This is a genomic window from Bavariicoccus seileri WCC 4188 (genome assembly GCF_000421665.1).
In the GTDB taxonomy this organism is placed as follows: Bacteria; Bacillota; Bacilli; order Lactobacillales; family Aerococcaceae; genus Bavariicoccus; species Bavariicoccus seileri.
This window is the reverse complement of the sequence record NZ_ATXL01000012.1, coordinates 1-20,218: the sequence shown is the minus strand read 5'-3', so window position 1 is coordinate 20,218 and position 20,218 is coordinate 1. Positions and strand designations below refer to the sequence as shown.

The 20,218-nt window shown below is 41.0% G+C and carries 15 protein-coding genes; all 15 read left to right on the top strand.

Annotated features, from left to right (window positions below):
• Positions 1–104 precede the first annotated feature (104 nt).
• The 15 genes from H541_RS0103955 (at position 105) to rlmD (ending at position 20,042) form a co-directional block, all read left to right on the top strand.
• Positions 105–806, top strand: coding sequence for an ABC transporter ATP-binding protein (locus H541_RS0103955; RefSeq protein WP_022796049.1), 702 nt, complete (start codon positions 105–107; stop codon positions 804–806).
• A 10-nt stretch (positions 807–816) separates the two neighbouring features.
• Positions 817–3,558: an ABC transporter permease gene (locus tag H541_RS0103950; protein WP_022796048.1), complete on the top strand. Its 2,742-nt coding sequence runs from the start codon at positions 817–819 to the stop codon at positions 3,556–3,558.
• Positions 3,559–3,715: 157 nt separating this feature from the next.
• The gene (locus H541_RS0103945) at positions 3,716–4,228 is read left to right on the top strand and encodes a hypothetical protein (RefSeq protein WP_022796047.1); all 513 of its coding nucleotides are present in this window, start codon (positions 3,716–3,718) and stop codon (positions 4,226–4,228) included.
• A gap of 346 nt (positions 4,229–4,574) precedes the next feature.
• The gene (locus tag H541_RS11505; protein WP_022796046.1) at positions 4,575–5,489 is read left to right on the top strand and encodes a M15 family metallopeptidase; all 915 of its coding nucleotides are present in this window, start codon (positions 4,575–4,577) and stop codon (positions 5,487–5,489) included.
• On the top strand, positions 5,486–6,850 hold the full coding sequence (locus H541_RS11500; protein ID WP_022796045.1) for a CapA family protein: 1,365 nt from the start codon (positions 5,486–5,488) through the stop codon (positions 6,848–6,850). The genes H541_RS11505 and H541_RS11500 overlap by 4 nt, the downstream gene beginning before the upstream one ends.
• Positions 6,851–6,852: 2 nt before the next feature.
• Positions 6,853–7,473 (top strand): glycoside hydrolase family 73 protein, encoded by a 621-nt coding sequence (locus H541_RS0103930; RefSeq protein ID WP_022796044.1) that lies wholly within the window; start codon positions 6,853–6,855, stop codon positions 7,471–7,473.
• Between the two features lie 67 nt (positions 7,474–7,540).
• Positions 7,541–8,686, top strand: a complete 1,146-nt coding sequence (locus H541_RS0103925; RefSeq protein ID WP_022796043.1) for an ATP-grasp domain-containing protein — start codon at positions 7,541–7,543, stop codon at positions 8,684–8,686.
• A 128-nt stretch (positions 8,687–8,814) separates the two neighbouring features.
• Positions 8,815–11,046, top strand: coding sequence for a DNA helicase PcrA (pcrA, locus tag H541_RS0103920; protein WP_033420769.1), 2,232 nt, complete (start codon positions 8,815–8,817; stop codon positions 11,044–11,046).
• 95 nt (positions 11,047–11,141) lie between these two features.
• Positions 11,142–13,154, top strand: coding sequence for an NAD-dependent DNA ligase LigA (ligA, locus tag H541_RS0103915; protein ID WP_022796041.1), 2,013 nt, complete (start codon positions 11,142–11,144; stop codon positions 13,152–13,154).
• Positions 13,147–14,325: a CamS family sex pheromone protein gene (locus H541_RS11495; protein ID WP_022796040.1), complete on the top strand. Its 1,179-nt coding sequence runs from the start codon at positions 13,147–13,149 to the stop codon at positions 14,323–14,325. Before ligA ends, H541_RS11495 begins: the two co-directional genes overlap by 8 nt.
• Positions 14,326–14,429: 104 nt before the next feature.
• Positions 14,430–14,738: an Asp-tRNA(Asn)/Glu-tRNA(Gln) amidotransferase subunit GatC gene (gatC, locus tag H541_RS0103905; RefSeq protein WP_022796039.1), complete on the top strand. Its 309-nt coding sequence runs from the start codon at positions 14,430–14,432 to the stop codon at positions 14,736–14,738.
• Positions 14,735–16,204 (top strand): Asp-tRNA(Asn)/Glu-tRNA(Gln) amidotransferase subunit GatA, encoded by a 1,470-nt coding sequence (gene gatA / locus H541_RS0103900; protein WP_022796038.1) that lies wholly within the window; start codon positions 14,735–14,737, stop codon positions 16,202–16,204. Before gatC ends, gatA begins: the two co-directional genes overlap by 4 nt.
• Entirely contained in the window at positions 16,201–17,631 is a 1,431-nt protein-coding gene (gene gatB, locus H541_RS0103895; RefSeq protein ID WP_022796037.1) for an Asp-tRNA(Asn)/Glu-tRNA(Gln) amidotransferase subunit GatB, read from the top strand. The genes gatA and gatB overlap by 4 nt, the downstream gene beginning before the upstream one ends.
• A gap of 61 nt (positions 17,632–17,692) precedes the next feature.
• The gene (locus tag H541_RS0103890; RefSeq protein WP_022796036.1) at positions 17,693–18,679 is read left to right on the top strand and encodes a diacylglycerol kinase; all 987 of its coding nucleotides are present in this window, start codon (positions 17,693–17,695) and stop codon (positions 18,677–18,679) included.
• A gap of 7 nt (positions 18,680–18,686) precedes the next feature.
• Positions 18,687–20,042 carry a 23S rRNA (uracil(1939)-C(5))-methyltransferase RlmD gene (gene rlmD, locus H541_RS0103885; protein ID WP_022796035.1) on the top strand — a complete coding sequence of 452 codons (1,356 nt, stop codon included), beginning with the start codon at positions 18,687–18,689 and terminating at the stop codon, positions 20,040–20,042.
• Positions 20,043–20,218: the final 176 nt, after the last annotated feature.

The window sequence follows — 20,218 nt, the reverse complement described above, 5'->3', positions numbered from 1 at the left end:
GAACGACTAGTCAGTCTGGACAGTCCAAATGGAATAGGTAAATTAGAATCCTTAGGGTGACAAGATAGTCCATGCTATACTTTTTGTGAGAGGTGGGGGAAGGAATGGCTTATATCAGTTTAAAGCATGAATGTAAATATTATGGGAGCAAGGAAGCTCTGACTAAAGCAAATGAAGATATTAATTTTGATATTGATTCAGGTAGTTTTGTGGTGATTCTCGGACCAAGTGGCGCTGGGAAATCAACTGTTTTGAATATTTTGGGGGGGATGGATCGACCGACTAGTGGTGAAGTAATCGTTGAGGGGAAAGATATTGCACAACTATCAGACCGAGATCTGACTACTTATCGTCGTAATAAAGTGGGATTTATCTTCCAAAACTACAACTTAGTACCTAACCTGACGGCGCTTGAAAATGTTGAGCTAGCCGCAGAAATCACAAAATCGGACTTGAATGTCTTAGAGGTTCTTGACTCTGTCGGACTGAAAGATAAGAAAGATCATTTTCCCGCACAGTTATCAGGAGGAGAGCAACAAAGGGTGTCGATAGCCAGAGCAATTGCTAAAAAGCCGGCATTACTTTTGTGTGATGAACCTACAGGAGCGCTTGACTTTGAAACGGGTAAACAAGTATTAGCTCAACTTGAAGAAACCTGTCGTAATACCAAGACAACTGTTGTAGTAATCACCCATAATCAACAAATCGCTAAAATGGCGAACCACGTCATTCATATTTTTAATGGAACAGTTTCTAAAGAAGAGTATAATGACCACCCACTAGCAGTGTCTGAGATAGAGTGGTAGGAGCGATATGATGTTAACAAAAACCTTTCTGAAAACTATTTTTCGTGATATCAAGTCCAGTATGGGGCGATTTTTGGCTCTAGTCGGCATCATTTTGCTTGGTGTTAGTTTCTACGTTGGGGTGAGAGGCGCCGGACCAAGTATGCTTAAGAGTGGGCAACAGTACTACTCTGATACAAATCTAGCGGATTTTTCAATTGTCTCAACCTATGGGGTGACAGACGATGATCTCAAGGTGATTGAGGATGACGGTTATCAAGTAGAGTCACGCCAATCGTTGATTTTGACGGCTAATGATAAGCGAATCAATGTGATGAATTGGCGGAAGGGGTCAAAAATTACTGTTCCACTAGTGATAACAGGCCATTTACCAAAAAACGACCAGGAAATTGCGCTCGACGAATTGATGGCTAAAAACCTGGGCTATAAAGTCGGAGATACAGTTACCTTCAAAGATAAGACAACGCTGACAGAGGCGGTTGAAGGACAAGATGAGCCGTTAGCTTTAAAAGAAAAAGACTATAAAATTTCGGGCTTTGTGACGTCGTCCGAATACTTAGAGCGCTATAATCGACAATCCGCGCAAACTGCTGCAAGTTATGATTATTATGCTTATGTCTCAGACGAAGCCTTCAATAATGATACCTATACGAGTTTGTTAATCAGAAGTCCGAAACTCGAACATACGGTGCCGTATACCTCTGATTACGATGATCAGGTTGATCAAGAAACGGATGCGTTAGAGGACTTGCTCAGCAAACGACCAGAAGAAGTATTGGATGGTATTAGGTCTGATGCGCAACCGAGCATTGATGATGCAAAAAAGGAAATTGCGGATGGACGGAAAGCTTTAGAAGATGGAAAAAAACAATTAGAGGCCGCTGAAGCTGAAATCGAAGCAGCAAGGGCACAATTTGGAGAAGCCACTGTTGCTGAACAATCAGCAGAGTTAGAGGCGCAAAAAGCTGCATTTGATGAAGAATATGCCGAGAAAACTGCAGACTTAGATCAAGCAGAGGAAGATCTAAACGAAAAAGAACAAGAACTGAATGACCTAAAAATGCCTGAGTATTTTGTCATGGATCGCTCCCAAAATGTCGGTTACTCAGAATATCAAGACAATGCTGATCGCGTTTCAGCCATCGCACGGATATTCCCTGTTTTCTTTGGATTAGTGGCGGCCTTGATGTGCTTTACAGCTATCAAACGAATGGTCGATGAGCAACGAATCACTATTGGAATGTATCGTGGTTTGGGGTACAGCAAGGCACAAATTGCCTTGAAATATGTTGCGTATGCCTTTTTAGCAGCTATAGTGGGGAGTGCGATTGGAGTAGCCATTGCCTATCCGCTATTTCCACCACTAATTTTTAATGCCTACTCGTCGATGTATGACCTGCCTCACTTTTTGATTAAGGTAGAACCTCACGTCATAATGATTGCTGTATCATTCATCATGGTGACGACGCTTGGTGCAGCTTTATTTGCAGTCTGGCAATCGACCCATGAGAGCCCGAGGGAATTACTTCAACCCAAGCCACCTAAAAAAGGGAAGAAAATTGTTCTGGAAAGATGGACATTTTTGTGGCGTCATATTAGTTTCAATCGCAAAATGACGTTGAGAAATCTATTCCGTTATAAAGGAAGAAATGCGATGACAGTCATTGGTGTTGCAGGTTGTATGGCGTTGATCTTAACTGGTTTTGGCTTGAATGACTCTATTTCGCAAGTAACAACAGACCAGTTTGAAGATGTTCAAACGTTTGATGCGATGATCACATTTACTGACGCTGCCACTGATAACGACCGCGATGACATCAATCAAGCTCTCAAAGAAGCAGACATTGTCGGCGATGTTTTACCAATTGAAAGTAAGAATGTGACAGTCTCCAAAGATGGGATGAATGATCAAACACTGATGATCCTAGCGCCTTTATCGGGCCAATTTGATAAGATGTATCATTTGATGACACCAGATCGGAAAACGGATCTAGACATTACCAAAGACAGTCCGATATTGACCCAGAAGTTAGCTCAATTGGCTGATATTGAAGAAGGGGATACCTTGCATTTCAAAGTCAAAGGAGACCAAACGGATTATTCAGTTAAAGTCAAATCGCTAGCGGCTAATTATCTGAGCCATTATCTCTATGTCACACCAGAAGAATTTAAAAATATATTTGATGAAGACACTGTATCAACAGCCTATCTCGTGACCTATCATGATAAAGGAGAAGTTTCGACTCAAGAAGAGGATGATTTTGCGGAAAGCCTGTCGGAAAATAATAGCGTTCAAGCGATTACGTTGATGAGCCGACTAGGTTCGAGCGTTCAAGATACGATGGATGGTCTAGGAGTGATCACGATTGTGTTAGTTGTCTCGGCTGCTCTGCTAGCTTTCGTCGTCTTGTATAGTTTGACCCAGATTAATGTGTCCGAGCGGATGAGAGAACTATCGACAATCAAGGTGCTTGGTTTTTATAATGAAGAAGTATCGTGGTACATTTTTCAAGAACTGTTAGCATTGACGCTCATTGGGATTGGATTAGGAGCGTTGATGGGACGTGCACTAACGACTTTTGTCCTTAAAACGGCTGAAATCGATGAAACTGTCTTTAGAGTGGTGATCAATTGGACAAGTTATCTCTATGCTGCTGGCTTGACCCTCTTGTTCGCACTGATCGTGATGGGAGTTATGCATCTCGTGTTGAAGAGAGTTGATATGGTGGAAGCCTTGAAAGCACAGGATTAAGATAATTTAAGGCGACCTTAGACGACTTGGAACATTAAGAACTCTCACGTTGTACAAATCACTTTTTCAGTGAACTTACCACCCTACACGTGACATTTTAACCTTTTAGGTGTACAATACACCTAAAAAGTGATGTTAACGAGAAAGGGTGGATGATATGAATGAAGCATTAGTCGCAATCGTATTGAATGCAGTTAAAGAACGATATGTGAGTGAGAAGGCGTTTTATACCCATAAATTACAGATTACCGGACAAAGTTGGGATCGTTGGAAGAAAGGACAACAAGGATTGAAGTACGAAAATATGAGGATCCTTAGTACCCTATTTACCGATTACGAATGGATGTTGGTTCAAAAAGTCGTTAGAAATGCTGATATCCTAACTGAAGTCGAAAATGATCCCTTGTCTGAATATCGTGATTTAAAAATTGCGGTTGCTAAAAAGTGGTTGGCAACTGGACAGTGTAAAGTCGTCTGGTATACCAGTGATACTGACAATGATGTGATTCGAGATGGCATATCGACTTTACGATTAGAGTTGCCATTTGATTTTTGGAGTTATAAAGATGTGATTGAGTTGCACCTTCCAGGAGTTACGAGACAATACATCGAAGCACACCACCGCAATTTGTTAGAGTATTTTGAGACGATTGAAACGTCACGTGTTTAACAGATTAAAGCATAAAAATTTTGGACTGTGCCGACAATGTGGCACAGTCCTTTTTACAAGCACATATCAGGTGTGTTAAAGTCTACCAATATTCTTGTAGACAGTAATAATATAGATTACTATAAGAAAGAGGTTGTTTTTCGGGCGATTAGCTTTGAGCCATAAGGAGAGCTAGCGGAAAATGAGAAATTTTCAAGCTAGATGGACTTATGGACAAAAAGCTGCCAGAAAAACACTGAGAAAGAGGTTGTTTTTCAGGCGGTAAGCTTTGAGCCATCGTTTGATTAGTATTTATTTAATTATATTTTTTCATTAATAGATGTAAAAGTACATTGGAGGGTGTTCAATGACTGAAATGCTAATCGTCATAGGTTTGGCGGTCGTATTAATTGTATTACCAGGCTGCCAGGGTAAAGCTTCAAAAGAAGATAATGGCACGCAAAATGATAATTCAAGTGAGAAAGCTACGCTCAAACGTAGTGATGACAAGGATGATAGTAGCACTGAATCAGCTAGTCCAGAGGAACAACTAGAAACAGTTTCTTTTTACGACGATGGAAAGAAAGACCGTTATGCTGCTTATTGGAAAGACAATCCGAATGAATCGGCAGAGGAGGTAATCAGTTACGTCAACACGGATGCGGATGAGCCGTTGCCAGATGATCCTGAAGAAATCAGTATGCCAACGACAGTCTTAACGATAGCTAATAAACGTCACGCGCTACCAGCCGATTATGAACCAAAAGACATGGTCAGGGTACCTCAACCCTGTAGCGAAAGTGATTTTTCGTGTTATTTGGGGGATCAATTCATCCAAGAGGTCGCTTATCAACCATTAAATGATTGGACAGATGCTGTAGAAGCAGAGTTAGGACACACGTTGAAGACAATAGCAGCTTATCGTTCTTATAGTTATCAACAGTCCGTTTTTGATTACGCACTAACATCTATGAGTGAGGAAGAGGCGCGTAAGGTCATCGCAATGCCGGGTCTTAGTGAACACCAACTTGGTCTTGCGGTCGATGTAACGGTCGATGATGTCAGGTATGATCAACTAGAATCAATCTCAGATTATAAGGTCCTACTTGAGATTGCAGCCCAATATGGCTTTATTCTACGATATCCAGCTGATAAGACAGCTATTACCGGTTATGATCATGAGTCATGGCATTTCCGTTACGTCGGTGAAGAAGCTGCTCAGACGATTTATCAAAACAATTGGACGTTAGAAGAGTATGTTGGGAGAGGCAATCGATCATGAAGCGGCATAAGGACTATCTAAAAATAATTAAACAGCAGGTTGTTACTAAATTTTCAAATAAGTTCCTACTAAAATTGCCCCCGCTTTTGTTGGTCGGAGCTGTCCTTCTATTTTGGATGATTCAGACCACACAGCCTGTCAAAGCTAGCGAAGAGAATGACTCGGAAAGGGTCAGAATCATTGCAATGGGGGATAATTTGATCCATTCTTCGGTTTATGATGCTGCTGATGCTGTAGATGGTACGATAGACGGCCAATATGACTTCAAACCTTTCTATCGATTAATCAAACCTAAGATTGCCGAGGCAGACGTAGCATTCGTCAACCAGGAAACAATCGTAGGTGGAAAGGAATTAGGACTTAGTAGTTATCCGATGTTTAATTCTCCTGAAGAAGTTGCAACAGCACTAAAAGATACAGGCTTTGATGTGATAAATGGGGCAACCAATCATTCGTTAGATAAGCTAGATCAAGGTGTTATCAATGCCATTGATAACTTCCAGAAAGTAGGCTTGCCGTTGATTGGTGTTAACAAAACGGCAGCCGATCAAGACAAGGTGACTATTATAGAAAAGAATGGTCTCAAAATTGCCTTTCTTGCCTATACTTATGGCACCAACGGCATGGTAGCTAATGATAATTATCGTGTCAACTATCTCGACCAGGATCTAATCAAGAAGCAAGTCGAGATTGCAAAAAAAGAAGCAGATGCAGTGGTGGTGTCAGCCCACTGGGGAACAGAAGATTCTACAGAGGTTAATGATGACCAAAAAACCTGGGCCAAATTTTTTGCGGACCAAGGTGTCGATGCAGTGATTGGTACACATCCACATGTCATCCAACCAATAGAATGGGTGGAGGGCACTGAAGGTCATAAGACTCTAGTTGCTTATTCAATTGGGAATGGCCTAAATGGGATGCAGGATGTTGATAACGTCTTAGGCGGTTTACTTAACTTCACGATTCATAAAGATGGGGATAGCATTGTTGTCGATTCGGTCACGATGGATCCCATTATGACCCACTATCAAACTGTCAAAACGCCAAAAATAGATCAAGAGGCTCGTGATAAGAATGCTCCCAATGCGTTTTCGAGTGATCACCATTATGAATTTTTAGTCTACCCATTATCTCGATATACAAATCAATTGGCAGAAAAACACTTTATCCATCAAGAGTTCGATCAAACAATCACGAAAGAAATTTTGGATGTTCGCTTTACCCAATTATTTGACCAACAATTTTGGCCAAGAAATTATCGCTACTTCCACCGCACAGATGAGACCAATGAGAAAGTACGCACTTTACGTGACACGCAAAAGCAAACATTGATCAATGAACAACAATCAGGAGCGAACTAAAAGTGGTAAAACGTAAAAAAACCTATCAAAAGTACCATAAGAAAAAGTCGCTCAGCCTACTGCAAATAGGCTGTTTTGCGCTGTTGTTAGGTTTTTTACTGGTTGCCGCGCTTGGAACATGGTCCTATCAAACCTATCAACGCGAAGTAAAACAAGCGGATGATGCTCGCCAAGCTTTTATTGAAGCTATCGTGCCTGTCAGCCAAGATCTCTATCAGGAAACAGGCATATTGCCAAGCATCACCATTTCTCAGGCAATCCTAGAATCTGATTGGGGAAATAGTGAGTTAGCTGCCAATTATAACAATTTGTTCGGGATCAAAGCCGGTCCAGACCAAGAGAGCGTTAGCTTACCCACTTTAGAGTTTGAAAACAATGAATGGATCACAATCACAGCTGATTTTAGAGTTTATGAGTCATGGGATGAGTCAATCAGAGACCATGCGAATACCCTAGTATATGGAACGACATGGAATAAAGATCAGTATCGAGCTTTATTGGATGCCACAGATTATATTGGGCAGGCGAAGGGGTTGCAGCAAGGTGGCTATGCGACGGACCCAGATTATGCTACAAAAATCATTGATTTGATTAGAACGCATCAGTTATATCAGTATGATTAACTGATGTCTTTTTTTTGTATTCATGCTAAAATAAAACATGATTATGTCTGAGAAGCGGGGTTAATAAATGATGTCATTTGAAGTAGGAAAGACGATCGGAATCATCGGTGGAGGACACGAAGCAATTGGGTTAACGTTAGCTGCTAAGCAACTAGGACTCAAAGTCTTACTATATGTCGAAGAACAGGATGATACGGTTCGGTCATTAGGGATACCAGTGATAGAGGGTGCTTATGATGACCTGTCTCACTTAAGAGAGTTTGCTAGAAAGTGTCAAGTGGTGACCTATACCTCAAAACGTTTAGATCCAGATCTCTTGATTAAACTCTCTCATGAGACTTCCTTTCCTCAAAATCCTGACCTCTTATACTTAGAACAAGATTCTTTTTTAGAGAAAGCTCTCTATGAAGCAGCTGATGTTCCCATCTTGCCGTATGAATCTGTGGTCAGGCAAGAAGAACTACCAACTGCAATCGATCATATTGGCTTTCCCTGTATTTTGAAGGCCGCTCGTTTTATTGATAGAGAAAAAGCGGCTTCTGTCGTTTTGAGAGAAAATGAAGATGTGGATGATCCAGGAGTTGCACGAATTTTTGACCATGGGACAGCGATACTTGAAACATGGGTTCCTGACGCCAAAATCATCTCAATCATGACATGTCAGAATAATAATGGGGCTAGTGTTCTTTATCCGGTAGCCCAACATCAGTATGTCGATAGAGAGTTAAAATATACGATTACGCCAGGACGATTGAGTACCGATCAAATCATTTCTGCCCAAAGAATTGCTGATCAATTGTCGACCCGCTTCCAAACGGTTGGTATCATAGTGATTCAGTTTCTCGTGAGTAATTACGGCAATTTGACAGTTTTACACGCCAGTAATCGACCAACAATGGTGGGTGATTACTCCCAAGACGTCACGACAAATAGTCATTATACTTGTCACATTCGTGCGCTAGTGGATTTGCCATTACCTCGGATCGAGCTCTTTTCATTAGCAATCAACATGCCAGTCACCGAAGGGAATATCACTTATGTCACAGAAAAATTTGCGACGGAAGATACATGGCGCGGATCCTTTCATGATAAAGATCAAACCCAAGTCCCATCAGTAATGGGGAGTGTCACCATTTCGGCGGCGACAAAAAAAGAATTACAACATTTATTTGAACAATTACAAGCCGCTTATGAGGCAGAGAAAATCAGCTGATAAGTCCTCGTTTTATAGCCAATAAGTAATTATAGGCACAAAAAATAAGTCTGAGACAACGTCTTAGACTTATTTTTAAGAGAAAGGAAGAGTCGTAAAGAATCGTGGCAAACCAATTATTAGAAAAGATGAATCCTCAACAAAAAGAAGCTATTACTACAACAGAAGGACCCTTGCTAATCATGGCAGGTGCCGGAAGTGGAAAGACGCGGGTGTTGACTCACCGAATTGCCTACCTGATGTCTGAAAAGCAGGTCAGCCCTTGGCGTATACTTGCCATTACCTTTACCAATAAGGCAGCCAACGAAATGAAAGAAAGACTGGTTCAGTTAGTGGGTGATCAAGCTGAATCCATGTGGATTGCAACTTTTCACTCCATGTGTGTCAGAATTCTACGACGAGAAGCCAGTGCCATTGGTTTTGAACGCTCATTCAGCATCGCAGATTCTAGTGAGCAACAAACCCTCATGAAACGAATTATCAAAAGCTTAAATCTAGACCCCAAAAAATTTGACTATCGAATGATTCTCAATCATATTTCACAAGCTAAAAACAATCTAGAAACGCCAAAAACCTATCGTGAATTACATGATAACTTTTTAGGGAAAGTGATCTCTGATTGTTACGATCGCTATCAAAAAGAATTAAAAAAAAGTCAGACAATGGACTTTGATGATCTGATTTTTAATGCCGTCAAGTTGTTTGAAGAAAACGACGACATTTTGATGACTTATCAAGAAAAATTCCAGTATATCCATGTGGATGAATACCAAGATACCAACCATGCACAATATCGTTTGATCAAGTTGCTCGGAAAGGGTCTGAGAAATGTCTGTGTAGTTGGTGATGCAGACCAAAGTATCTATGGTTGGCGTGGTGCGGATATCTCAAATATTATGAACTTTGAATCAGACTACCCAGAAACAAAAGTCATCATGCTTGAGCAAAACTATCGCTCAACCAAAAAAATATTAGCAGCTGCAAATAATGTAATCGAAAAAAATCATGGTAGAAAACCCAAAAAACTTTGGACAGACAAAGAAGAGGGTGTTCCAATCACACTGTATGTGGCACAAAGCGAAACGGATGAAGCTCGTTTCATGATTTCAAAAATAACAGAAGCAGAGCAAAAGGGCGTCTCATTAAATGACATAGCGATTCTTTACCGTACTAATGCTCAGTCTCGGTCATTTGAAGATGCCTTGATGCGTTCGAGTATCAACTATCGTTTAGTTGGTGGGCAACGCTTCTTTGATCGACGTGAAATCCGTGATATTTTGGCCTATCTGAAGTTGCTGGTTAATCCAGCTGATGATATCAGTTTTAATCGTGCCGTCAATATCCCTAAAAGAGGAGTCGGTCCAGCCAGCATGGCTAAGTTCACTCAGTTTGCTACACAAGAGGATCTCCCCTTATTAGCTGCAGCACAACAAATTGCCTTAGCACCGATTACCGGAAAAGCAGCCCGTGGGATTGATGACTTTAAGAAGTTAATGAATGACCTGACTACCATGAGTCAGGCAACCTCTTTGAAAGACCTATTACAAACGACAATCGAGATGTCTGGGTATGAAGATATGCTGAAATCAGAGGCAACTTTAGAAGCAGAAAGTCGCCTTGAAAACTTATCAGAACTATTATCAGCTGCAGAACAGTTTGAAAAAGAAGCCGACGAGACCGACGAGACCCCGATACTGGTGCAATTCTTAACTGATTTGGCATTGGTGACTGATACCAATGATACTGAAGAAGAATCAGATGAAGCATTGACCTTGATGACCTTACATGCAGCAAAAGGGCTTGAGTTTCCCATCGTCTTTTTGGTTGGGATGGAAGAAGGTATATTTCCGCTCTCTCGTGCGATGCAGTCAGAGGATGAATTAGAAGAAGAGCGCCGACTCGCCTATGTCGGCATTACTAGAGCAGAACGAGAGTTATATTTGACACGCGCAAGTAGCCGTTTATTGTATGGAAAGCACCAATTTAATCGTCCATCTCGGTTTATCGAAGAAATAGATCCGTCGTTATTAAAAGAAGAGAGCCCACTGAATTCATTTGATAGGGGTTCTTCTAAAATGGGACAAAAGCAATCCAATGGTCACTATCAACGGGCGTTTAAGCCTGCCTATCAAACAAAACAGCACAAAGGGGTCCAAAAAGTTGGAGCACTCAAATCGCATGATTCAGATGACATTGCTGTTTTCAAAATTGGCGACCATGTGTCCCATAAAAAATGGGGTATCGGCACTGTTGTAGCCGTTAAGGGTGATGGCAATGACCAACAACTAGATATCGCCTTTCCAAAAATTGGCATCAAACGTCTATTGGCCGCCTTTGCACCCATCGAAAAAGCCAATTGATGTCTAATAGAATAGTGAGCATATCCCTGTGATTTAGTTTAAAATAAGAACAACGATTACAGCCAAAAGTGAGTTTATAAAGTAGGAGGCCACCTATGAATGCTACAGATATAAAAACAGTTGAAGATTATCAGAAATTAGTCGAGAAACTGAACCAGTATAGTCATGATTATTATGTATTGGACCAGGAAACCGTGACTGATAAAGAATATGATGTCTTATATCAACAGTTACTAAAAATAGAAGCTAGTCATCCTGACTGGGTCAGACCAGATTCTCCTTCTAAGCGAGTTGGTGGCGAAGTCCTATCGGGTTTTGAAAAAGTGACCCATGAAATCCCAATGTTGAGTTTGAGTAACGCCTTTAATCTCGAGGAACTACAAGCCTTCGATGACCGAAATCAAAAGGCGGTTGGACACCCTGTGACGTATGTCTGTGAGTTAAAGATTGATGGACTTTCGATTTCTCTACGTTATGAGAACGGCGTCTTTGTGCAAGGGGCTACTCGGGGGAACGGGACGGTCGGGGAAGATATCACCGCTAATCTAAGGACTGTCAAGTCGATCCCGTTGAGATTGAAGACTGATTTTACGGGTGAGGTTCGTGGAGAATGTTATATGCCTAAGTCTTCTTTTGAGCAATTGAATGATAAAAGAGAAGCGGAGGGCCAAGCAGTGTTTGCCAACCCTCGTAACGCTGCTGCAGGGAGTTTAAGACAGCTGAATACGAAAGTAACGGCTAGCCGTAATTTGACCGTTTTTTTATATCAGCTGTTAAGAGAAGAGCCTGTGACCTCTCAAGAGGAGGCACTTGAATCGCTGAAACAATTAGGCTTTCGCGTTAATCCAGATAGAACGGTCACACAGTCGATGGCAGCTATTTGGACCTTCATCGAACACATGACTGAGAAAAGACACCATCTCCCTTATGAGATTGATGGAATTGTCTTAAAGGTCAACGATGTGGCAGATCAACAAAAAATAGGTTTCACTGTCAAAGGACCAAAGTGGGCGATTGCTTATAAGTTTCCAGCCGATATCAAAGAGACTGTCGTCAGGGAAGTACGTTGGACAGTCGGGCGGACTGGAGTCGTGACGCCAACAGCTATTATGGCCCCCGTTCATTTAGCCGGTACGATAGTGCAGCGAGCAAGCTTACATAATGTCGACTTGATTGTTGCCAAAGATATTCGAATCGGGGACACTGTAGTTGTCCATAAAGCCGGGGACATCATTCCTGAAGTCACACATGTGGTGCTTGAAAAGAGGCCTAAAGATAGTCAGCCCCTTGAAATCCCTAAAACCTGTCCAGCCTGTCATGAGCCATTGACGCATTTGAAAGAGGAAGTGGCGTTAAGGTGCATGAACCCCAATTGCCCCGCTCAACTGGTTGAAGGACTAAGCCACTTTGTATCCCGCAATGCGATGAATATGACCGGTATTGGACCGAGACTGATTACCCAGTTATATCAGGCAGGGTATGTTAAATCATTAACAGATCTTTACCGCTTGGATGAAGAAAAATTAGTCTCATTACCAGGTATTAAGGAAAAGTCGGCAAAAAAAGTCTTAGATGCGTTGAAGGATAGTCGTAAAAGGCCCTTAAATGCTGTATTATTTGGATTAGGTATCCGGCATGTCGGTGCCAAAGCTGCTCGCTTGATCGCAGAGCATTTTGGCACAATGGATGCAATCACCCATGCCACGATGGAAGAGGTTGAACAAATAGACGGTGTTGGAACGATTATCGCGGAATCACTCACAACATTTTTCTCTTTACCTGAATCAATTGAGATGGTGAAAGAATTTGAGAAAATTGGGCTGACTTTGACGCTTAAGAAAGAAGCAGTTGATACGAGTCGTTCAAATGTCTTCAGAAATAAAACCATCGTATTGACTGGGAAACTCGCTAACTATACACGTCCTGAGCTCAAACAACTTTTGACTGATCTAGGGGCGGATGTCACTGGTTCGGTCTCTAAGAAGACTGATATAGTGATTGCAGGTGAAGATGCCGGTAGTAAATTAGAGAAGGCGGAACAACTGAACGTCTCCATATGGGACGAAAAGCAATTAGAAGCCAGATTAAAGGATTTGAATCATGAATAAGATATCTATCAATAACTCCAAACATAACCCAACACACAAATCGACACTCAAACATCAGACACTTACTGGTGTTGTAGCAGTTGCTACAAGTCTCTTATTGGCAGGGTGCTTTGGTCTGGATGAAGTCGGAGAAGATCAAACGACTACGACACAAAACGAGCAAGTTCCTGTTACGACTACCAATAATCAATTGAGTACCGATTACTATCGGGCGTTGATTGAGGACGGCAAGTATAAAACAAGTGCTTCGAGGGGAGCAAGTCTTAGTCTTAACTCTGCCTACAATGTCAAAAATTTTGAAAATGGCTTATTGGAACTCTCTAAATCTGTTTTTCCAACAGATCAATATTATTTCCAAGAGGGTCAATTACTTGATTCAAAAACAGTAAATGAATGGATAAGTCGCCAATCTGATGACAACCCAAATGGCTTGAATCCAAAAGACAACGGGGAAAAAGATGCGAGCAAAAGAGCACCTCTTTACTTAGATCAGATTCTCGAACAAAATTATGTGGTGAAACACGATAATGTTTATGAATTATCTGGTATCAGCATTGGACTTGCGATGAATTCTGTTGATAGCTATACGGTCGATGGAAAAGAAGTGAAACAATCGATCGATGATGGTGCGATGGAAGAGCAGGCTAAGGAAATGGCCGGGACGATTTTGCAACGGTTGAGGGAAAATAATGATTTGAAGGACGTCCCAATCACAATTGGGGTATTCAAAGAATCAGAGCCGGATGATATCGCTGGTGGTGTTTATATCCTGTCAGCAACCTCAACAGAAGGATCATTGATCTCAGATTGGACCAAGATCAATGATAAGATTGTCGTTTTCCCATTATCGTCTGGGGATCCGACACAAGATTCGACTCAGTTCGATAATTTCCGTTCTGAAGTAGAATCCTTCTTCCCGAATCTAAGTGGTGTCACAGGTCGGGCGTTTTATAAAAATGACAAAATGGATAAGTTGCAGATTGATATTATGACACAGTTTTATGGGAAATCAGAGATTATTGCCTTTGCGCAACATGTAACGGATGTTGCTAATAAGTACTTGCAATTTGATGCACCGGTCCAAATCCAGATCAATTCGATCAATGGACAAGAGGCCCTCCTGATTCAAGACCAAAAAGAACAGTCATTTACCTATTATATCTATCAATAAAGCTAGGATGGTTTTAGTCTAGCTATTGTGGTTTTTAATCTATTTACTATAATAAAGTATATAGAGTAGAAGAGAAAAATAAAACAATAGAAAGGAACGTTCTTATGAAATTAACACAAGAAGAAATCAGACACGTTGCAGAGTTAGCACGGTTAGCAATTGGTGACGATGAGATTGAATTATTCACGGAACAAATGCAAGCTATTATCAACATGGTAGAAGAATTAGAGGAGTTAGATACAACTAATGTTGAACCAACTACTCATGGTTATGAACAAAAAAATATCATGCGTGAAGATGTTGCTACTCAAGTGGATAAAAGAGATGAGTTAATGAAGAATGTTCCAACATCACAAGATGGCTATATTCAAGTCCCAGCTATCATGAGTCCAAATGAGGAGGTTTCAGCATGAGTCTAGCAGATAAATCGCTTGTTGAGTTACACGAGGGCTTGCTTCAAAATAAATTTACATCTGTTGACATCGTGAATGATATTTATAACCGCATTGCCGATCGTGATGATAGTGTTCAGTCTTTTATTACCCTGAGAAAGGATGTTGCCTTAAAACAAGCCGAAGAAGCTGATCGTTTGGGTTATAGCGACGACCAACCTTTACGTGGGATTCCAGTTGGTATCAAAGATAATATCGTTACTAAGGATATTTTAACGACGGCTGCCAGTCATATTCTAGATAATTTTGTACCGATTTATGACGCTACTGCTGTTGAGAAGCTAAAAGCAGCTGGAGCTGTGATTATTGGTAAATTGAATATGGATGAATTTGCGATGGGTGGTAGTACAGAAACCTCTTATTTCAAGAAGACAACAAATGCGTGGGATCATGAACGTGTTCCTGGTGGCTCATCAGGTGGTTCAGCCGCTGCTGTTGCAGCAAGTTTAGTACCTGTTACTCTTGGTACAGATACAGGTGGCTCTATCCGTCAACCAGCGGCTTTTAACGGGGTTGTTGGCATGAAACCAACTTATGGACGTGTATCACGTTATGGACTGATTGCATTTGCATCGAGTTTAGATCAAATTGGACCATTGACAAGATCAGTTGCCGATAATGCCTTAGTATTAAGTGCCATCAGTGGTGCCGATGCTCATGACTCGACCTCTGTTGATAAGGAAATTCCTAATTATTATAGAGACCTAAAAGATAAAGTTGATGGCTTAACCATCGGTGTTCCTAAAGAATATTTGGGCGAAGGCATCGATGATGAGGTTAAGGATAATGTCCGTGATGTAATTAAGACTTTTGAAAAGTTAGGCGCAACCGTCAAAGAAATTTCATTGCCACATTCTCGGTACGGAATTAATGCTTATTATGTCATCGCAAGTTCAGAAGCTAGCTCAAACTTGCAACGTTTCGATGGCATTCGCTACGGTTTCCGTGCGAAAGATGCCAAAGATTTAACCGATTTATATGTAAAGACGCGCTCAGAAGGATTTGGGTCTGAAGTGAAACGTCGGATAATGTTAGGAACCTTTTCACTATCCTCTGGGTATTATGATGCTTACTTTAAAAAGGCTGCTCAAACGAGAACCTTAATTAAACAAGATTTTGCCAAAGCCTTTGAAGAAGTTGATGTGATCCTTGGACCAGTTTCAACGTCTGTAGCCTTCAAGTTAGGTGAAAAATTTAATGATCCAATCAAGATGTATATGGCAGATTTATTAACGATTCCAATCAATCTAGCGGGCTTGCCATCTCTGGCAATTCCTAGTGGACTTAACAAAGATAACTTGCCATTCGGCGTTCAATTAATCGGTAATTATTTTGATGAACAAACCCTGTATAACGTCGGTCAAGCTTATGAAAAGGAAAAGGGTTATGAAAACCTACGTCCAACGTTTGAGGAGGAATTATTATGAACTTTGAGACAGTCATCGGATTAGAAGTCCACGTTGAATTAAAAACGAAATCTAAAATATTCTCTCCAGCACCTGTTTCCTATGGTGCGGAACCAAACACTTGTACAAACGTCGTTGACTGGGGCTATCCTGGCGTATTACCGACCATTAATAGAGGTGCCATTGAATATGGTTTACGTGCCGCCTTGGCATTGAACTGTGAAATCAATCAAGACACCAAATTTGACCGGAAGAATTACTTTTACCCTGATAACCCGAAGGCTTATCAAATCTCGCAATTTGATTATCCTATTGGTCATAATGGTCATATTGATATTGTGGTAGACGGAAAAACGAAACGTATTCGGATTGAACGAATCCATCTCGAAGAAGACGCCGGTAAAAACACTCATGGAACAGATGGCTTTTCATACGTTGACTTAAACCGTCAAGGAACACCATTGATTGAGATCGTTTCAGAAGCTGATATGCGGTCACCAGAGGAAGCTTATGCTTATCTTGAAGCTATAAGACAAACAATCCAATTTACGGGAGTATCGGACGTTAAGATGGAAGAAGGTTCTATGCGTTGCGATGCTAACATCTCTATCAGACCGTATGGTCAAGAAGAATTTGGGACAAAAACTGAATTGAAAAACTTGAACTCTTTTACGTATGTTCGTAAAGGGTTAGCCTTTGAAGAAGCGCGTCAAGCTGATATTTTGAGACAAGGTGGGATAATTCGTCAAGAAACAAGACGTTATGATGATGTGAACAATCAAACGACGCTAATGCGCGTCAAAGAGGGGTCCAGTGATTACCGTTACTTCCCTGAGCCAGACTTGCCTGGATTAATCATCTCGGATGAGTGGATTAATGAAGCTCGTTTAGCTATCCCAGAAATGCCTAGTCTCAGAAAAGAACGCTACACCAAAGAATTTGGTTTACCTGATTATGATGCGATGGTATTGACATTATCGAAAGAAATGTCAGATTTCTTTGACGATACCGTAGCAGCTGGAGCAGATCCTAAAGCAGCTTCTAACTGGTTGATGGGAGAAGTTTCAGCTTACTTGAACAGTGAGCGACTAGACTTGTCTCAAATCGAATTGACCCCACAAAGCTTGGCTGACATGATTCGCTTGATTGCGGATGGCACCATCAGCTCGAAAATTGCTAAGAAAGTCTTCCGCCTACTTGCTAAAGAAGGTGGCAACGCGAAAGAAGTCGTTGAAAAACATGGTATGATCCAATTGAGTGATCCTAAGCAACTATTACCAATCATCAATGACGTTTTAGATAATAACCAACAATCTATCGAAGACTTCAAAAATGGTAAAGATAGAGCATTCGGCTTCTTAGTGGGTCAAACAATGAAACAAACGAAAGGAAAAGCAAATCCTGGCGTGATCAACAAATTAATTAAAGAAGAATTGGCTAAACGATAATGTACTACTGAATTAAAAGAGTAACATGTCATGACCAATAAGAAGAAAGAGGAGTTGTCGAATGAGAGCACGTGTCATATATAATCCTACAGCTGGACGAGAAAGTTTAAAAAGACAAATGATTGATATTTTGGGCGTCCTCGAGGCTGGCGGTTATGAAGCGAGCGCTTTCGCAACAACACCTAAACCTCATTCAGCAAAAGAAGAAGCTGTTAGAGCAGCTAAAGCAGGCTTTGATGTGATTATCGCAGCAGGGGGTGATGGCACGATTAATGAAGTCGTGTCAGGCCTCTCGCCATTACGAAAACGGCCAAAATTAGGTATTATACCGGCGGGGACAACAAATGATTTTGCTAGAGCATTGAATATCCCTAGAAACGACCTCGTGAAGGCAGCCGAAGTAATCACACACAATGAAGCCATTGGGATCGATGTGGGTCAATGTAATGACCAATACTTTATCAATATTGCAGCAGGGGGTTACCTCACAGACTTGACCTATGAAGTACCTGGTAAATTAAAAACAGCTTTTGGGTATTTAGCTTATCTCGTCAAAGGTGCTGAGAAACTACCACAAGTTAAACCCATCATGATGAGGATTGAGTACGATAAAGGCGTTTTTGAAGGACTAGCTTCCATGTTCTTTATTGCTTTGACCAATTCAGTGGGTGGTTTTGAACAAATCGTTCCAGATGCCAATCTGACAGATGGTAAATTTTCATTGATCGTGATCAAGACAGCTAACTTGTTTGAACTGATGCAGATTGCGAACCAAATGCTGATAGGTGGGAAACATTTGGATAATCCAAATGTCTTATACGTGAAGACTCGTTATATCAAAGCCTCAGCAATAGACGGCTCCAAGTTGATGATCAATTTGGATGGGGAATATGGTGGTGACGCACCAGCGGTTTTTCGCAATCAACAACAACGACTCAAAATATTTGCGAATCTCAAGGATTATCCACAAGTAACAGCAAATGATGATCGCTTGAAGCAAGTAGAAGAACAATTTAGACAGGGTATGTCTGAATTGAATGGAGAATAAATTATAAATGAAGAAAAACGAGCGTTACGAAACAACTATAGTGGACCTAACGCATGACGGCATGGGGGTAGCTAAAATTGATGGCTTCCCTCTTTTCGTGCATGACGCTTTGCCACAAGAAACAGTCGAACTACAAGTTACTAAATTAGGGAAGAAGTATGGATATGGTCGCGTGATCAAACGATTGACCGATAGCCCTGACCGGATTGAAGCAAGAGACAAATTGGGGTGGCAAACAGGCACCATGCCACTCCAACAATTGGCTTACCCTGCACAATTGGCATTCAAAACGAACCAAGTGCAAGAAGCGCTTAAACGCATTGGTCACATTGAAGTAGACGTTCCGGAAACAATTGGGACGAAAAATCCTTGGGGATATCGCAATAAAGGACAAATACCAGTACAAAATGTGTGTGGACAACTGACAACTGGTTTTTATAAAAAAGGGACTCATACTTTAGTGCCGGTTGAAAATTTCCACATTCAAGACCCAGAAATCGATAAAACAGTGGTAGTCGTTAGAGATTTATTACGACGCCTACAATTAACAGCTTATAACGAAAGAAATCGTTCTGGTGATATCAGACATATCATCGTCAGACGGGGACAACGAACTCAACAGATTATGGTCATTATTGTGACGGCTAAAAAACGAGTGAGACCACTTCAATTGATTGCAGATGAACTGGCTAAGAGAGTAACTGAAGTTGTTTCAGTGATTCAAAATGTGAATCAAGACAAGACTAATCGTATCTTGGGACAAGTGAACCATGTGTTATATGGGAAAGATTATTTTGAAGAAGAATTACTAGGATTAACGTTTAAAATATCACCGACATCTTTCTTCCAAGTGAATACAGATCAAGCTGAAGTATTGTATCAAACGGCACTAGATTTTGCTGACTTGAAAGAAAGTGATACAGTCATTGATGCTTATTGTGGTATTGGGTCGATTTCATTACCCTTAGCGAAGCAGGCAAAACATGTTTATGGTGTCGAAGTTGTCCCTGAAGCGATTGAGATGGCGAGAGATAATGCAGAATTAAATGGATTGGACAATACTACTTTTGTGGCTGGAACAGCTGAAGAAGTCCTACCGAAGTGGGTGGAAGAAGGCTTACATCCAGATGTCATAGTTGTTGATCCACCAAGAAAAGGATTAGATGACGTTGTACGAAAGACCATGATTGAGGTGAAAGCGCCGAAAATCGTGTATGTCAGTTGTAACCCAGCAACCCTGGCTAGAGACTTAGCTGATTTCGTTGCAGCTGGTTATAATGTTGAGAAAGTCCAACCAGTGGATATGTTCCCACAAACAAGCCACGTTGAGACGGTAGTATTGATGTCAAGGGTTGATAAGTAAGAGTATAATAAGATAAGTAAATAAAGGCTTTCCGTGGTTTGAGATCTGGCTTTAAGCTGGAGGAGAATCACGGTTTTTTATGGTTCTACGTCAAATAGTGTTGTTACAGTTAAATCACTTAAGGAAACGCCCCGGCGTTTCTTTTTTTTCTAAATAATTTGGCAGATATTTTGCTG

Excerpts from the sequence above, each read along its gene's own strand:
- H541_RS0103955 (WP_022796049.1), top strand. The coding sequence starts at position 105 with ATGGCTTATATCAGTTTAAAGCATGAATGTAAATATTATGGGAGCAAG.
- H541_RS0103950 (WP_022796048.1), top strand. The coding sequence starts at position 817 with ATGTTAACAAAAACCTTTCTGAAAACTATTTTTCGTGATATCAAGTCC.
- H541_RS0103945 (WP_022796047.1), top strand. The coding sequence starts at position 3,716 with ATGAATGAAGCATTAGTCGCAATCGTATTGAATGCAGTTAAAGAACGA.
- H541_RS11505 (WP_022796046.1), top strand. The coding sequence starts at position 4,575 with ATGACTGAAATGCTAATCGTCATAGGTTTGGCGGTCGTATTAATTGTA.
- H541_RS11500 (WP_022796045.1), top strand. The coding sequence starts at position 5,486 with ATGAAGCGGCATAAGGACTATCTAAAAATAATTAAACAGCAGGTTGTT.
- H541_RS0103925 (WP_022796043.1), top strand. The coding sequence starts at position 7,541 with ATGATGTCATTTGAAGTAGGAAAGACGATCGGAATCATCGGTGGAGGA.
- pcrA (WP_033420769.1), top strand. The coding sequence starts at position 8,815 with ATGAATCCTCAACAAAAAGAAGCTATTACTACAACAGAAGGACCCTTG.
- ligA (WP_022796041.1), top strand. The coding sequence starts at position 11,142 with ATGAATGCTACAGATATAAAAACAGTTGAAGATTATCAGAAATTAGTC.
- H541_RS11495 (WP_022796040.1), top strand. The coding sequence starts at position 13,147 with ATGAATAAGATATCTATCAATAACTCCAAACATAACCCAACACACAAA.
- gatC (WP_022796039.1), top strand. The coding sequence starts at position 14,430 with ATGAAATTAACACAAGAAGAAATCAGACACGTTGCAGAGTTAGCACGG.
- gatA (WP_022796038.1), top strand. The coding sequence starts at position 14,735 with ATGAGTCTAGCAGATAAATCGCTTGTTGAGTTACACGAGGGCTTGCTT.
- gatB (WP_022796037.1), top strand. The coding sequence starts at position 16,201 with ATGAACTTTGAGACAGTCATCGGATTAGAAGTCCACGTTGAATTAAAA.
- H541_RS0103890 (WP_022796036.1), top strand. The coding sequence starts at position 17,693 with ATGAGAGCACGTGTCATATATAATCCTACAGCTGGACGAGAAAGTTTA.
- rlmD (WP_022796035.1), top strand. The coding sequence starts at position 18,687 with ATGAAGAAAAACGAGCGTTACGAAACAACTATAGTGGACCTAACGCAT.